The 15687-nt window shown below is 62.3% G+C and carries 12 protein-coding genes; 6 read left to right on the top strand and 6 right to left on the bottom strand.

Annotated elements, in window-relative coordinates:
* Positions 1-258: 258 nt before the first annotated feature.
* On the bottom strand, positions 259-459 hold the full coding sequence (locus tag ON34_RS15050) for a hypothetical protein (RefSeq protein ID WP_040779835.1): 201 nt from the start codon (positions 457-459) through the stop codon (positions 259-261).
* A gap of 12 nt (positions 460-471) precedes the next feature.
* A complete protein-coding gene (locus ON34_RS15045) occupies positions 472-954 on the bottom strand; it encodes a hypothetical protein (protein WP_040779834.1) in 483 nt (160 codons plus the stop codon).
* A gap of 566 nt (positions 955-1520) precedes the next feature.
* Between ON34_RS15045 and ON34_RS15040 the strand changes: the two genes are divergently transcribed.
* From ON34_RS15040 to ON34_RS34635, 6 genes are all read left to right on the top strand, one after another.
* The gene (locus ON34_RS15040; RefSeq protein ID WP_245548040.1) at positions 1521-2960 is read left to right on the top strand and encodes a helix-turn-helix domain-containing protein; all 1440 of its coding nucleotides are present in this window, start codon (positions 1521-1523) and stop codon (positions 2958-2960) included.
* On the top strand, positions 2957-3853 hold the full coding sequence (locus ON34_RS15035) for a phosphotransferase family protein (protein ID WP_040779832.1): 897 nt from the start codon (positions 2957-2959) through the stop codon (positions 3851-3853). The genes ON34_RS15040 and ON34_RS15035 overlap by 4 nt, the downstream gene beginning before the upstream one ends.
* Before the next feature lie 412 nt (positions 3854-4265).
* Complete coding sequence (locus ON34_RS34640; RefSeq protein WP_083889465.1) at positions 4266-4799, top strand: SLATT domain-containing protein; 534 nt, start codon at positions 4266-4268, stop codon at positions 4797-4799.
* Positions 4762-5658, top strand: a complete 897-nt coding sequence (locus ON34_RS15025; protein ID WP_306303645.1) for a nucleotidyltransferase domain-containing protein — start codon at positions 4762-4764, stop codon at positions 5656-5658. The genes ON34_RS34640 and ON34_RS15025 overlap by 38 nt, the downstream gene beginning before the upstream one ends.
* Before the next feature lie 717 nt (positions 5659-6375).
* Positions 6376-7137, top strand: coding sequence for a Hachiman antiphage defense system protein HamA (locus tag ON34_RS15020; RefSeq protein WP_083889463.1), 762 nt, complete (start codon positions 6376-6378; stop codon positions 7135-7137).
* Positions 7130-10630 carry a DEAD/DEAH box helicase gene (locus ON34_RS34635; RefSeq protein ID WP_083889461.1) on the top strand — a complete coding sequence of 1167 codons (3501 nt, stop codon included), beginning with the start codon at positions 7130-7132 and terminating at the stop codon, positions 10628-10630. The genes ON34_RS15020 and ON34_RS34635 overlap by 8 nt, the downstream gene beginning before the upstream one ends.
* Positions 10631-11026: 396 nt before the next feature.
* Here the strand turns inward: ON34_RS34635 and ON34_RS15005 are convergent, their stop codons facing one another.
* From ON34_RS15005 to ON34_RS14990, 4 genes are read right to left on the bottom strand one after another with little or no spacing between them, the layout of a single operon-like run.
* Positions 11027-13144, bottom strand: coding sequence for an MMPL family transporter (locus ON34_RS15005; RefSeq protein ID WP_040779826.1), 2118 nt, complete (start codon positions 13142-13144; stop codon positions 11027-11029).
* Positions 13141-14340 (bottom strand): ATP-dependent DNA helicase RecG, encoded by a 1200-nt coding sequence (locus ON34_RS15000; RefSeq protein ID WP_040779825.1) that lies wholly within the window; start codon positions 14338-14340, stop codon positions 13141-13143. Before ON34_RS15000 ends, ON34_RS15005 begins: the two co-directional genes overlap by 4 nt.
* A 25-nt stretch (positions 14341-14365) precedes the next feature.
* Positions 14366-15409, bottom strand: coding sequence for an NAD-dependent epimerase/dehydratase family protein (locus ON34_RS14995; protein ID WP_051022662.1), 1044 nt, complete (start codon positions 15407-15409; stop codon positions 14366-14368).
* Positions 15406-15687 carry a hypothetical protein gene (locus ON34_RS14990; RefSeq protein WP_040779823.1) on the bottom strand — a complete coding sequence of 94 codons (282 nt, stop codon included), beginning with the start codon at positions 15685-15687 and terminating at the stop codon, positions 15406-15408. Before ON34_RS14990 ends, ON34_RS14995 begins: the two co-directional genes overlap by 4 nt.

Below are 15687 nucleotides of genomic sequence, written 5' to 3'. Positions count from 1 at the left end.
CTGTACCCGTGGAAGTCCCTCGGTATCGTCCTCGTCGCTCCACCAGCGGGTAGACCGGCTGCGGTCGGCGATGAGTTGCTCGTTCCTTCTGGCTCGTTTTCCTCGTCCACCAGTTCCTCCCACGGGTCGCACTCGGCACCCTCCCCGCCCGGTGCCGACCCGGAGTGTCCGTCGAACTCCAGTAAGCCCCAACCCGATAGCTCAGCACCGCCGTGAAGATCACCGAGCTTCGCCACAGAATCCAGACAACCGACGCCATCACTCAGCAGCATTCTCGATCAGTAGCAGGTAGGCCGCTTGTAGGTGCACGATGCACTCGTCCGGGCGATGGAACCGATGGATGTATCGCAGCTCCTCGGCGCGTTCCGGGGTCAGCTCCAGCAGGTGCACCTGGCACATGAACTCCGCCAGCATGCCGTCCGCCTGTACAAATGTCTTCTGCTCCAAAGGTTCTGGCATCGCGGCACCTGCTCACATGTCCGGCGGCAGTCGCCGCCCCGTCGTCAGCTCGGCAACCAGGCAGTTGTAGGCATCGCTGATCCGGGCTACCCAGTAGGCGTCTTCGTGGGTTTGGCTAGCGAGGTAGTTCAACCACAGCTCCGCGAGGCGGCAGACAACCAATCCAACGGTTTCGGTGTGCCAGACCCCGGCGACGTGTCGGCGGCTTCGGAGCACCTTGACCACGCTCTGGTCAATCGCGGTCGCCAGTGTCGTCAGCTGGGCTTCGGAGGTGGTGAACTCCTTGACTGCCTGACAAAGCGCGTTGGTGGACAGTGCATCTGGCGCATTCATCTGCTGCAAGGCTGCGCGGCGTTGGTGGTGCACTGGGATCATGGCGGAGGCTGCATCGGTCAGCTCTACCAACGGCGATGCCACCACGTCACCCCGGAAGGCGCGCTGGAGGTGTTCGGCGTTCGGGAACAGCGGTAGCTCGTTCATCATGGCGATGCTCACCGAGGCCTGCTCGTCGAGGGAACGACCCTTCCCGCATCTGTTAGAGCTTGAAGCGCCGCAGCCTTACGCGGGCAGTATTTCGCCCGGCAGGCCACATGGAACTGCATGACGCTGTGGGCCTGCCCGACAGTGAAAGGTGTGTCAGGCGCCAGGTGGGATTCCTGCTGGGTGATGGCAGCGAGTTGGTGGATAGCGAGCGTGCCGTACGGCATCCGTACCTCCGGAGGTAGCGCCAAGTGATGGAGGTACCCGGCACCAAGGGCTTTCGCCACCAGCCCCGGCACTGGGACCGGTGCGCCCGGAAGAGTGAGGCGTCGGCTTGGTGCCGGATACCAGGACCTACCGTCGCGCACCGGGACACTCCATTGATATGCCGAATTCCCGCCCGGCACTATGCCTTTGGGACATGGGCGTGTCAGGTTTGGTACGAATGCCGTCGAACGTACAACACCGGTTGACCTGCGGTTTTGCGATATGCATCGAACGTATAGTCGCCACCGGCATCCGGTGGTAATGTCCGCCCGACCAGGGAAAACGGCGTTCGACCCGATCACACCCAGGGGCAAATGATGACGCGGGCACCGAAACCGCAGCGGTACTGCACGCGCTGCGGCAACCGGCTGAACAGCTACAACGGGCAGCCGTACTGTAGCCCCTGCGAGGCCAGTTTCCGCGAGGAGATGGCGCACCCGCCGCAGGTGCCGTTTGGGTTCTGGCAAACCGATCAGATGCGCGACGCGCTCGCTACGTGGCACATGGGGCGGGTTATCGCGGCGTATCGGACGCATCCGTACCACGGCCGGACCTTGCCGCAAGAACTCGTCGCCGGTTGGCTCGGGTTGACGCAAGCCCAGCTCAGCCGCCTAGAGAAAGGTCCGGCGCCCGAATACCTGTCGAAGCTCATCCGCTGGGCGCAGGTGCTCGGCATCCCCGGTGATCTGTTGTGGTTCAAGCTGCCCGGCGCGTCCGCCGCTACGCTCGATGACGTGAAGCGCCAAGATTTCCTCCGCGCCGCGCTTGGTGTCACGGTGACAGGTGCCGCCGCGCCCCTGATCGGCCTCTTGAACACAATCCAGCCCACGCCCGTGCCCTCGACAGTGGGCGCGACGGAGATTGAACAGATCCGCCGCACCGCCCACGAGTTCAGCACATGGGATCACGCCTACGGGGGCGGGCTGGTGCGCGAAGCCGTTGGCGCGCAACTCCGTTACGCCGTCAGCCTGCTCAATGCCCACTGCTCGGAAAAGCATCGGGCCGAACTTCAGAGTGCGGTCGGGTTCCTCGGCCACACGGCGGGCTTCATGGCCTTCGACGCGTACGCCCATGCCGATGCCCGCAGCATGTTCCGGCTGGCGTGGACCTGTGCCGAAGAGGCTGGCGACTGGCACCTCAGGGGCAAAGTGCTGTCTTCGATGGCGCGACAGGCCATCTGGTGTGGCAATCCCGACGACGGCTTGACCTATATCGAACTCGCAATGGTGCGCTCAGATCGGCTGACCGCCACCGAACGCGCCATGTTGCAGTCCGCCAGGGCACGGGCGCTGGCCAAGCTTCACCGCGTCGAAGAAGCCATGTGGGCGGTAGGGCAGGCGGACGAGGCGTTTTCCGACGCGTCGCCGGAGGATGATCCGCCGTGGATGTCGTACTACGACGCTGCGCAACATTCCGGCGACACCGGACATGCCCTGTTCGACCTCGCCGTACAGGGGCGGTTCGCCACCGAAGCCAAGCAGCGCCTTCAGGCTGCCGTTGACGGCCACACCGATACCTACGTGCGGTCTCGCGCCATTTCCGGCATCAAGCTGGCGTCGCTCACGATGGCCACCGGCGATCCCCAGGAAGCTGCCGCCTTCGGTATGGCCGCTCTGGTCGATGCTGGTCATATCCGCTCGCGGCGGGCCGCGGATGATCTACGCGAGCTGACAGGCTTCGCCAAGCAGCACCGAGATGTCACCGAAGCTGATGAACTGCGGACACGGATCGACGCTGTCGTGGCGGGGGTATGAGCGACGCATCCGGCGCCGAGCTGTCCGCGATCCTCCGAGCTGCCTGCCTGACGGCCGGAGTCGATCCGGCCGACGCCGAACTCCTCCGCTTGGGCGAGAACGCAATCTACCGGCTGCCCGGTGGCACCGTGGTGCGGATCAGCCAACTGGGACAACGAACTGCGGCACTACGGGAAGTTCTGGTGGCGCAGTGGTTGGAGACTTCCGGCATCGACGCCGTACAGGTCGTTCCCTGCATTCAACAGCCAGTTGATGTCGAGGGGCGGTCGGTGACGTTCTGGCGGGAGCTGCCACCCCACCATCACGGCACGCCTGCGCAGCTGGCCGGAGCGTTGAAGCAGCTTCACGCCTTGGCGCCGCCAGCCTCGTTCGACCTCGGCAAGCTCGCACCGTTCGTGCGCCTGGATGAGCGGATCGACAACGCGAACTTTCTGCCCGACGACGATCAACGGTGGATGCGCGAGCACCTAGCGGACCTACGGCAGCGATGGGAGAGGCTGCCAACGGGCTTGCCGTGGTGCGTCATCCACGGCGACGCCTGGGTGGGCAACGTCGTGGCCACCGACGACGGCCGAGTCATCGTGCTCGATCTGGAACGAACGTCGGTAGGACCGCCCGAGTGGGACTTGGTGCACACGGCGATCAAGTGGACGTCGTTCGGCTGGATCAGCGCGAAACAGTACGGCGAATTCTGCGATGTCTATGGGTATGACGTCACAGCGTGGGAGGGCTTCGAGCTCCTGCGGGACATCCGGGAGTTCCGCATGACCACGATGGCGGTGCAGGTCGCGACGATTGACCCGAGGTGGCGAGAACAGGCGGGTCACCGGTTGGCTTGCATTCGCGGCCAAGCGGGCAACCGGCCGTGGTGGGGCTGGCGCGCCTTGGAATAGGTCCCATCTATGTGACAGGCGTGCCCCGTATCGAGGCGCGGACCAGTCTGAAGTTCTTACGGTTGACACTTTCCTTAGTGAGTTATTAACTAAAGACATGAAAGCGGAGGAATTTATACGGTTGACATAGGCTCAAAAGGACACCCTTCACTGACGAGCTTTCTATTGAAACGCTTGAGGACCATTTGTCGCGAGAAATCGGACGCGATGAAAAGGATCAAAATTTGAGGTGGTGTACCGCCTAGGGTGTCATAGAAGGGGAATTGTACTCCGTCGTCGCAAAAATGCATGCGCTCGGAACCATACAGCAACAGATTATTGAGTCACGCGGTAAGGTTTCCCGATCTTTCATGAAACAATTATTTGGGGGGAAGAGGATGTATCGAAACCATTCGTACGAGGTTGCGGTTGAATGAGCGAATCAGAGGATCTGCGTTCGAAGGAAGCCATAAAGCAAGAGCTTGACAGGCTGGAAGAAAGCGCAATGTACAGTGCGCAGGGGCAGTTTGAACAAGCAAAGTTATGGCGGAGTATTAATCTACTTGTGGGAATTCCCGCAGCTCTTCTGGCGGCGGTTTCGGGTGCAACTGGTCTCGCCGATGCCGCCAACCGCATCGTCGCCGCCTATCTCGCGCTTGGATCAGCCGGCCTCAGTGCTCTTGTAACGCTTCTGAACGGCAATCGTCGAACTCAGCAAGCCCACAGTGCGGCCAACGCCTACCTTGAGGTGCAAACAGCGGCACGGCAGCGCCGCGAAATCGACTTGCCCGTGCTGCTCTTCGATGAAGCGCGTGCACAACTGGCTGAGCTGACTGCACGACGAGACGAGATCAATAAGACCGCAGATATTCCATCCCGGTTCGCGTACCGGCGAGCCGGTCGCAACATATCTGGCGGTGGCCAAACCTATGCAATCGATGAGGAGGAGGGGAAGAATGGCGACTGATTCGACAGAGGCCTTCGAAAATTTTCTCAGTTGGCTTGTACCGACTGATGCCAATAGAGCTGCGGCGGCATCACACCGTAGCTCATTGTACTCGAAACTTAACTCAGCTTACGGACTGTATCGCATGTTCGAGTCGGGATCGTTCAGCCACGGGACCGGAGTATCGGGCTACAGCGACGTCGACTACTTTGTGTCATTGAAGACCGATCGACCGGCCTATTCCTCTAGTATTTTGACCTCGGTGAGAGACACGCTTAAAGAGCGGTATCCGAACACGGTAATCCAAGTACGCAGACCGGCAGTCGTCGTAAACTTTGGCTCAGGCTACGAAACATGTGAGGTTATCCCGGCTTATGCTCAGGGGAATGTCCGGGAAGGAGAGATGAAGTTTCTCATCCCGGGAGTCACTACCGAGTGGCTCGAATCGACGCCAGAGTCGCACCTCAAGTACGTCAATAGCTGCAACGCCAAGCCTGGGGAAGGGTACGCGAAATCCTTCGCGCGTCTCATCAAGGCTTGGAAGTATTACCGCGACGTACCGATTTCCTCATTTTACTTAGAGATGAGAGCAGCCAAGTATATCTCTGGACAGACGACGGTCGTGTATGCGTACGATCTTGCCTTCTTCTTGGAAGAGTTGAGCGATGGCGGCCTGGCGGCGATGAACGATCCGACCGGGTCGACAGGTCGCATTGAACCATGCTCAAGCGATGCGAAAAGGACCGAGGCTCTGTCGAAATTGCAGACGGCCGCCACCAGAGCAAGGAATGCTCTTGAGGCAAATAAGAAGGGAGATAACCGGACAGCCTTCTACTATTGGGATCAGCTTTTCAATGGACACTTTCCTGCATACTACTAATACGTTCATAGCCATCAAACTGATCGCCCCCGATTTAAAGACCTCCGCTGTAGGCCTCTTGGCCTGATCTCCACCCCCGCCTCCCGAAGCACCTTCGCCATCGTCCGCTTGGCCATGTGATGCTCCACCTTTAGCTGAGCCATTGAGTTTCCGGCTTCGTACTTGGTGACAATCTCGGCTGCTTCCTCCGGCGTCAGATGCTTCTTGCGACCGCCTGACGATGTGACTGCGACGGCCGTACTCTGCGCGGTCCGATTTGATCGATGCGTTGGTGCAGCTCAGCGAACTCTTCGAGTAGATCGGTCCGGTTCGAGTAAGTTCCCGCCATGTCCACGAGGGTGGTCCTACTTGAGCTGAGGTCCTTTGGGGCAACGGCAAGGGTGAGGCCACCTTTTGCGTCGGGTGCTTTCTAGCGGCTGGATCGCACCGATGATCACACGATGGAAGTTCCGGCTGGTTCCGGTCATAGCGCGCAGATAGGCAAATGGCTGTTTGAACTGGAGTCAGCGTGGCCGGCAGTCCAGGCTGGCCGTCGCAAAGGGAGCAGGCTGGGCACTTCCGATACGACGATGCGGGCATCGCCCTTAAACCCGTGCTTCGTGCGGCCTTGGCTCGCGTGAAATTCCTTACGGCAGAGTAACTTCAGTGGCCAGATCCGCCGTGGCCTAGTGGGAGCCTGGATGATTGCCGTAGCGAGCCTTCTGGGAGGATCACGGCATGGTTGCTATCGGTTCGTGGGCGCCACCGGTCCATGAGGCGGTCGGGGAGCATCGGGTAGTCCACATGGCCGCGTCGGCCAGCGGTGCAGCGACGGGCATCGTATGGGCGGCTGGAGTCCTACCAGAACGGTATGCTTCGCCGAGTCGGATCGCGGGGATCCTGGAGACTTTGGGTAGACCAGCTGCCGCGAAGTACCTCAGAAACAAGCTGCCAACAGATATGAAGGCTCGATCCGGCGACGTGGGGGAGATCCTCGGGGTGCAGTACGCCGAACAGGAGCTTGGATATCGAGCGATCGCGCGCTTTCGGTGGAAGGATCACCCAAACATGGCTATGCGGGGGGATGACATCGTCGGGATTCGTACGCCCATATCTGGAACGATTGAATTCCTAAAGGGGGAGATCAAGAGCCGGTTGCGGCTATCTTCCACAACAGTTGCGGAGGCAGACGAGGCACTGCGAGGTGATGACGGTCGGCCATCTCCTCACGCTTTGGAGTTCGTCGCGGATCGGCTTTACGACCAAGGTGAAGACGATCTGGCGAGGTTGATAGACGCTGCTCTACTCGCCCACGGAATCGGCGAGGATCAGGTTGTGCAGCTGCTATTTACCTTCACTGAAAACGACCCTCGGGCCGCCCTGCGAAACAATACCAAGGCCTATGATGAAGGTGTTCGGCGTTATGCAGTAGGGCTTCAAGTTCCAAATCATCAGCAGTTCATAGCTGACGTCTATGCGAAGGTCATCGCCGATGCCTGAAGATGCCTCCACAATTGAGTCGGTAATCCGCGAGGCGATTTCACCGGGTTTCCGCAGAAGACTTCTTGCTCGCGGTGAGGCCAGAGGGATGATCTGGCGTGATGGTGAATTGCCGGCCAATGCGCCAGCGGTGGACCCTCTTCTTAGCTACGATTTGCTGTCCTACGGCTATGCGTTGCTTGGTAATGGAATTCGGCTTCTTGAGGCGGATGGTGATCGCGGGCTGGGTCAGCAGGCCTTCGAAAATGCGGCTATCGCTATTGAGGCAGTCATCGCGAGGGGGGCGCACGATGACGACCGCGGATTTCATCGGGTCGTTGCTGCTGCCGCGTACCACCTCGGCTTGTTTTCTGCTCGGGCCTACTCTCTTTTGAGTTCCTCGCATGATCGGGCGGATATCACTCTTGGTGAACAATGTCTTGTCCTTCTCATGCTGAGAGATCTCGACACGCTTTCGGCGTTGATAACAAGTAGTCGGACTGAGTCTGCCTCCGATGGAGGACTCCTTTCGATGCTGCAGAACGTATTCGAGCCCGAGACTACCAGCGGCGCGCCGGATGAACGTGCTCCTGATGTCATCGATGTCGTAGATATGGCGCTGACGGACGCATTCGTCGGGGCAATGAGCGTGGCGATGCTTGCTTTTGAGCGAGGTGAGGCCGAACTTCTTGATGAGGCCGTCAGTCGATTGCAAACTGGGCTTAACGCAGCTGGCGATTTGAATCTCGTACGCCAGTGGTGGTGTCATCGCCTTGCTATTCACCTGCTCGGCGGTCTCTGGCGGGCTAGCTTCCACACTGTGCTCCCAGTCGGGCCGCTGGATGGTGCAGGAACCGGGTGGCAGTCGCTGCGCGCAATGTTCATCGCGTCGTTGTTCCGGCGCCGGCGGTCAGAAATTGACCTGTGGCCGTCTCAGTTGGAAGCGGCGGCCCGTGTACTGAACACGCAAGAGAGCCTTGTTCTTTCGCTACCGACAAGCGCAGGGAAGACACGCATCGCAGAAATTTGCATCCTCGCTACCCTTGCGGAGGGAAAGCGAGTTGTGTTTGTGACTCCGCTTCGGGCTCTCTCGGCACAGACCGAAGTGGCACTGGAACGCACATTCGTACCACTCGGGCGTACCGTGTCCTCCCTCTACGGAACAACCGGAGTCAGTGAAGTCGATCAGGACATTCTCGCTGGCCGTGACATCGTGGTAGCCACGCCGGAAAAACTCGACTTTGCGCTCCGCAATGATCCGTCTCTACTCGATGACGTCGGGCTCGTTGTGCTGGATGAGGGGCACATGATCGGCGAGAACGAGCGTGAGGTTCGATACGAGGTCCAAGTGCAACGACTGCTGCGTCGCTCCGATGCGGATAGCAGACGTATCGTGTGTCTATCGGCGATCCTGCCCGATGGTGACCAGGTACGAGATTTCGTGGATTGGCTAACGAATGATCGACCTGACGGGTTGATCTCAAGTCAGTGGAGACCCACCACGCTGAGATACGGCGAGATTATTTGGCAACGAGATCATGCACGGCTGAACATTACCGTCGGGAGAGAGGAACCATTTGTGCCAACGTTCTTGTCAGCCGTCGTTCCTCCGATTGGCAAGCGGAAGAAGCCATTCCCGAAAGATCAGAAGGAGTTGTGCCTAGCGGCGGCATGGCGGCTCGTTGCGGATGGTCAGACCGTCCTAATCTTCTGTCCTGAAAAAAGGTCGGTCAAATCCTATGCGGATTGCATCGTTGATCTCAACCGGCGCGGTGCACTTGAGAGTGTGTTCAGTGCTGATTCCGTGCGCTTGCAGGCGGCTCTCGCGATTGGCGAAGAGTGGTTCGGTAGCGATCACCCCATCCTTGAATGTTTGAAGCTCGGCGTCGCGATTCATCATGGTTCTTTGCCGTCACCGTATAGAAAAGAGATCGAAAGGCTATTGCAGCAGGGGGTCTTGAAGGTTACGGTTTCCTCGCCAACCCTTGCTCAAGGGTTGAATTTGTCCGCTAGCAGTTTGATTTTCCATAGTATCTCGCGAAGCGGCAATGTGATTGAAACATCGGAGTTTCGTAACATTGTCGGTCGCGCAGGGAGAGCGTTCGTCGATTCGGCTGGCCTTGTGCTGTATCCGATGTATGACGCTCGGCCCTATGTTAGAGAGAAGTGGAAGAAGCTTGTCGAGGACAGGGCGCTTCGCGACATGCGTAGTGGTCTCATCCGACTGGTGCAGTCGCTTCTCCTTCGAATGCGAGAAAAGCTGGGGGGCGATAGTGTTGATATCGATACTCTAATCGAATACGTCGGTGGTAACACGGCTTGGGAGTTCCCGGAAGTATCCTCCTCGAACGAGGAAGATGTCGGCGCTGCTGAACGTAAGTGGCGGGCACAGTTGGCTAGTCTGGATTGTGCTCTATTTGGCCTGTTGAGCGATGGGGATGTTGGTGCTGATAATAGTATCGAGTCGGCGCTCGATACCGCGCTAGCCTCATCGCTGTGGACGCGGAGTATGTTGCATCGCCACGAGAATGCGCAACGGGTTCTCGCGGCCGGATTGGCGGCACGAGCAAGATTTCTCTGGAGTCACACGACCGCATCTCAACGGCGCGGTTTCTTTCTTGCGGGTGTCGGACTTGCGACCGGGCGCGAACTGGCCGAAAACTCAGCGCTGCTTACGCAGTTTTTATACCTGGCCGACCGGGGAATAGTTGAAGGAGATGGAGAAAGTGCGATCGAAGCGATCACCTCATTCGCGTCAATCGCTCTGAATATTTATCCTTTCGCGCCTCAGAAGCGCCCGATAGGCTGGCAGGAAGTTTTGAAAGGTTGGTTGCGAGGCAAGCCTATGGCGGAAATCGCTCCTCACGATGATGGCGAAGTGCTTGAATTCATCGAAGACTCGCTGGCCTACCGGTTGCCGTGGGCAATGGAGGCTGTGCGGGTGCAGGTGTCAGCAGTGGATAGTCTCAATGATTTCTCGACAGTAGTCACGCCAACCGAGGGGTATGCAGTAGCTGCGGTTGAGGCAGGGACTCTCAATAAGTCAGCGGCGATGCTTATGCGAGCTGGCTTCTCCTCACGGTCAGGAGCGATTTCGGCGGTTACGTCGTCGGAGGCACGCTTCACGACAATGGGTGAACTTCGTGGGTGGCTGCGGTCTGATGAAGTACGTCAGCTGGCGCAGGACAATGACTGGCCAACTTTGCCTTCGCATGATCTGTGGATCTCGTTTACGAACCGGGACGGTACAGGCCGTAGTGAGCCGTGGGTACACACAGTCGAATCTGCGCAGGTGGCGTGGCTCGACGGCCATGAGCCGAACAGCGGACTTCCATACCGCGCAGTTTCACTCCCGGACGGCGGAACGCTCCTCGAGACGCCTGACGCACAACCTGCTGGCCTACTTCAGGAGACGCTAAATCCGGGTCGGCTCGGCTTGCTCACTGTCACCGGCACCTCCGCGACGAATGTTGTTGAGCTGAGTTACAGGGGGCCTTCGGACCTCCGAGTTTAGGGAGCTACTCGCTGTGGCATGAGATTGTGGTCACTGTTCAGGCGGTCGCTGGCAATACATGTCTGCCCCATCGCCGGATCGTCACGCCCGCGTCTCGGAGACCCCTCACTATCGCGTGCTTTGGCCGTGTGGTCCTTGGCCTTCCGCTTCACCATGGATGCGCCAGCCTCGCACTTGGCCGCGATCTCAGCGGTTTCCTCGGGCGTCAAGTGCTTCTTCGGTCCGCCGTATGCTCGTCTTCTTCGGAGATGTTGAGGGTCGCCGTCCGCTTTCCTGGAGGCGTTTACGCAGCTCGGAGAGGCGCCGGAGCAGTTCGGTCCGGTTCGAGTAGGTTCCCGCCATGTCCGCACGGACACCGAGCTGGTGGCCGCCGTGCCGGCGGCCACCAGCCCTCGATCACGCCGTGGTCGGGGTCTTCTCCTCGATCCGGTCGACGGTGGCCGGGACGAGGCGACGGCGGCGGCGTGGCGACCACCAGTTCGCCGGGCCCATCAGCTGGACCAGTGCGGGGACCAGGAGCATCCGTACGAGGGTGGCGTCCACGACCAGGGCGATGATCATTCCGAGGCCGAGGAACCGCATCGGGCCGAGCGGTGACAGGGTGAACGCTCCGGTGACGATCACCAGCAGGGTGGCTGCTGCGGTGATGACGCGCGCGGTCTTGACCGTGCCGAGGCGTACCGACGCGGCGGTGTCGGCGCCCGCGTCGTGTGCCTCGACCATGCGTGAGAGCAGGAATACCTCGTAGTCGGTGGAGAGACCGAAGACCACGGCGAGGATCAGCACCAGCATGCCCGCGGTGATCGTTCCGGTGCTGACGCCGAGCACACCGGCCAGGTGTCCGCCGCAGAAGATCCAGGCGAGCACGCCGAACGTGGCAGCCAGACTCAGGAACGCCATGGCGACGGCTTTGAGTGGCAGCACGATCGAGCGGAATGCCGCGAACAGCAGGACCATCGTCGCGGTCACCATGACGAGGATCATCCACGGCATCCGCGCGACGATCGAACGCACACTGTCCACGGTGGCCGCCGTGTCGCCGCCGATCCAGATGTCTGTGCCGTCCGGGGGAGTCAGTGCGCGCATGCCGCGCACGGTCGCACCCGCTTCTTCGGTGCGGTCGGTGCTGTTGAGGAACGCGTGGAACACCACGAAGTCCTCCGCGCGACCCACTTGCACCACCTGCCGGACACCCTCGGCTTTGCCGAGCGCGGCCGCGGCCGCGTCGACGGCGGCCGATTGCGGTGGCCCGTCCTCTCCGTGCAGGACGGCGGTCACCCCGCTACCCGCCGCGGGGAACTGCGCGGTGAGTTCCTCGACGACAGTGCGCATCTCGTTGCCCTCGGGCAGCGCGCGATGATCGATGTCGCCGAGCCGCAATCCGGACAGCGGAGCCGCGAGCACGAGCAGAACCGCGCCGACGACCACGGTCACCAGACCCGGCCGCCGCAGCACGCGGTCGACCAGGCGGCCCCAGAACCGCTCGGCGCGATCGGTGGCCCGCGCGCTGCCGATGCGCGAGCCGAACAGCGCCAGCAGCGCCGGCAGCACGGTGAGCGAGAGCGCTGCGGCCAGCCCCACCGCCGTGATCGCACCGATGCCGAGTGATCGCAGCACCGCCTGCGGGAAGACGAACGTGCCCGCGAACGCGCAGATCAGCAGCAATGCCGAGAACGCGACCGTGCGACCGGCCGTGGCGTAGGTGCGGGTGATCGCGGTTTTCAGCTCGTGCCCGGCGGCGACCTCCTCGCGGAATCGGGTGACCAGGAACAACCCGTAGTCGATGGCCATGCCCAGACCGAGCAGCGAGGCGACGTTCACGGCGAACGTGCTCACCTCGGTCACCTCGGCCAGCACGCGGATCGCGCCCATCGCGCCGAGCACCGTCAAGCCGCCGACCACCACCGGGAAGGACGCGGCGATGAACCCGCCGAACACCGCGACCAGGATCGCCAGCGTCAGCGGGAGCGAGAGCGATTCGGCCCGGAGCAGATCGTGCTGGGACTGCTCGTTGATCTCGGTGGAGATCGCGCTGTAGCCGGACAGATCGGTCGCGATACCCGGAACCCGGAGCTTGGGCTCGATATCCGGGTACGCGCTGACGCGCTGGTTGGCGTCACCGGCCAGGTACACCACCGCGAGAGCGTGCCGATTGTCCGCCGACCGCAGGAACTGCTTTCGAGCGAACCCCGCGTTCCAGTAGGTTTCGATCGGTCGTTGCAGCATGGCGGGGTCGATCCGGGCCAGCGTCTCTTGGACGCGGGCGCCGATATCGTCGACCGTCTGTCCCTCCGGTGCCGTGTACCGCACGACCACGTCGGGATTCTGCGGGCCGAAATGCTCGCTCACCAACTCGTCCACTCGGGCCGACTCGCTGCCGGGATCGACGAATCCGGCCGCGGTGACTTTGTCGGACGCGCCGAGTCCGACCAGACCGGCCAGCAGCATCACTCCGGCCACGATCGCGAGCACAAGGCGGGGCCGGGCGAGGACGACGCGGATCGGGGCGGTCATCGCGCGACCACCTCGGGCGTCGCCAGCTCGGCCTCCAGTCGTGCGGCGATCGTGTCCAGCAGCGCCTCCAGCCGGGACTCGATGCCGGAGCCATTGCGGCAGGAGACGGTCAGCTCCAGCTTGCCGTCCACTTCGAGCATGGTGAACAGCAGCGGCATCGCGCCGCTGTGCTGCGGCAGCAACCGCACACTGGTCGGCGTCCAGCCGGGCACCGTCATCTCGTCCAGATCGACCCTGCCCATGTGGGACACGGTGGCCGACACCATGTTCCGGTTCAGCCGTGCGCCGAGCCAGTTGCTCGTCCGCAGCACCCCGCGGATCACGCCGGGTGGGAACTTCGACAGGCGGCCATTGTCGAGCTGGTTCAGCTCACGTCGTTCCCGCAGCCCACCGCGCATCCGGCCGCTGATGGTCTCCCAGCTCTCACCCGGGTGGACGTCGAGGAACAGCGGCAGCGCCAGGTTGGCGGTGGACCGCAGGGCGGGGTCGTGCCTGCGCAGATCGACCGGAATCATGAAGCGCGACTCGACTCCCGACTCCGTGGCAAGGATCGCCGCTACCCGTGCGACGATTCCCTTTCCGGTCGCGTTGATCGTGCGGTGGCGCAGCAGCCAGCGCACGGCGGCTCGATTCTGGCGGCCGCGCCCGGTGGGGGCCCGGAATGTGGGCAGCACCAGGGTGGGTTTGCCGGGTGCGCCGATCCGGGCCACGAGTTCGGCGTCGGCGATGGGGTCGGGTGCGCCGAGCGGCGGGTATCCGCGCAGCGCGCGGAATACGTCGTCCACCCACAGGCGCATGCCCATCCCGTCCATCACGCCGTGGAAGGCGCGGAACACGATGGTGGTCTGTTCGCCGGTGAGCAGCAGCACTTCGGTGGTCCGGTCCGGCGTCGGACCGATGGGTCTGTTCAGCACCGCGTCGTTCTCCAGCGCCGCGTAGTTCAGCGACCAGCTCGGCACATGGCGCACGGCGGCGGCCAGACCACCGTCCACCCAGTCGTCACCGTCGCGGACCAGGCGTGCACCGGGGTTGGCCGCCGAAGCCACGTCGACGGCCCGCCGCAACGCCGCCGGGTCGATGCTGCCGTCGCCGTGGACGGCGATGTGCATGACGAACGGCGGTGTCACCGCGCGTGTGGAGAAGTACAGACGTTCGGTAGGAGTGATCTTCCTGCGGAAGACGGTGGCGTTGCTCATGCTGGCCTCCGATACCGGTGGGTGTTCAGCGCAGACTTCGGGTGAGTTCGACCGCCCCGCCCTGGTGTTCCAGCCACGCCAGGAACTCGGCGAGTCCGCTGTCGCGATCGATGACCGGCTGGTAGCCGAAATCCCGTGCGGCGGAAGTGTCGTAGGTGGCGCTGCGGGTCAGGAGCGCGACGGTGTAGCGCGACAGCGGAGGCGACCAGCGGGTCGCGACGGCCGGGATGCGCCAGATCGTCTCGATGACCGCCACCGCCGCGTTGAGCGCCGTGCGGTTGGGCTTCCGCGTCGGGGGCTGGTACCCGAGCTTGACGGCGACCTCGCGCAGGAAGCCCCACACATCGGTCTTCTCGGCGTCGGCGATGAAATACGCCTTGCCGCCCACCGCGTCCGAGGCCGCCGCCTTCACACAGGCGTCGACGATGTTGTCGACGTGGCAGAGCGAGGCGTAGACGGTGCGGCCGAACGACAGGTCCGGCAAGGTTCCCGCGCCGGCCCGGCCGAGCATGCGCACGATCGGACCGGACCGGTCGCCCGCGCCCCAGATCGCGCGCGGGCGCAGGGCGCAGGTGCGGAATCCCGGGCTGTCGGCGGCCAGGACGGCGCGCTCGGCCGCGGCTTTGGTCTCGGCGTACAGGTTCAGGTAGCGCCGCGGATACGGCACCGATTCGTCGACGTCGATCTGGTCGCCGCCGTAGTAGTCCATCATCGCGCTCGGGCTGGAGACGAACACGAACCGCCCGGTGCCGCCTCGGCGGGCGGCTTCGAGCAGCCGTTCGGTGGCCCGGACGTTCTCGTTCCAGAACTGCTCCCTGGTGCCACGCTCGTCCACCCGGGCGGCGCTGTGGAACACGATGTCGACGCCGCGGGTCGCCTCCTCCAGCGAGGCGGGGTCGGTGAGATCGCCGTAGATCAGCTCGATCTTGTCGAGGTCGTCGCGCAGGTCGGCCAGATTGCTGGTGCGGCGCACCAGGATCGACACGTCGTGCTCGCCGTCGCGCACGAGCCTGCGCACCAGCGCACCACCCAGAAATCCGGACGCGCCGGTTACCAGAACTTTGCTCATTGCTCTATCTCCTTGCCGGGCTGGGTCCGCCACCAGGTCAAGCCGAAGATCTGCGTCAATGCCGCGGTCTCGAGCCGGCTACGGCCCGAGCCTTCGGCAGCGCGCAGGGCCGCCGGAATCTGGGCCGCGTGCACCACGATGCTGAGGAACGCGTCGATCCACCACACCGTGCGCAGGAGCCGGCTGTCCGGGACACGGTCGGTTGCCGCGGCCAGCGCGCCACCGACCAAATACAGCCACCCCAGTACGGGAATTGCCCGAAATGCAGTTGTTTTCAT

Origin of the sequence: Nocardia pneumoniae NBRC 100136 (assembly GCF_000308755.1) — a bacterium.
GTDB classification, from domain to species: domain Bacteria; phylum Actinomycetota; class Actinomycetes; order Mycobacteriales; family Mycobacteriaceae; genus Nocardia; species Nocardia pneumoniae.
Note: the sequence above shows the minus strand (reverse complement) of the source record. Positions and strands in the feature narration are given on the sequence as shown.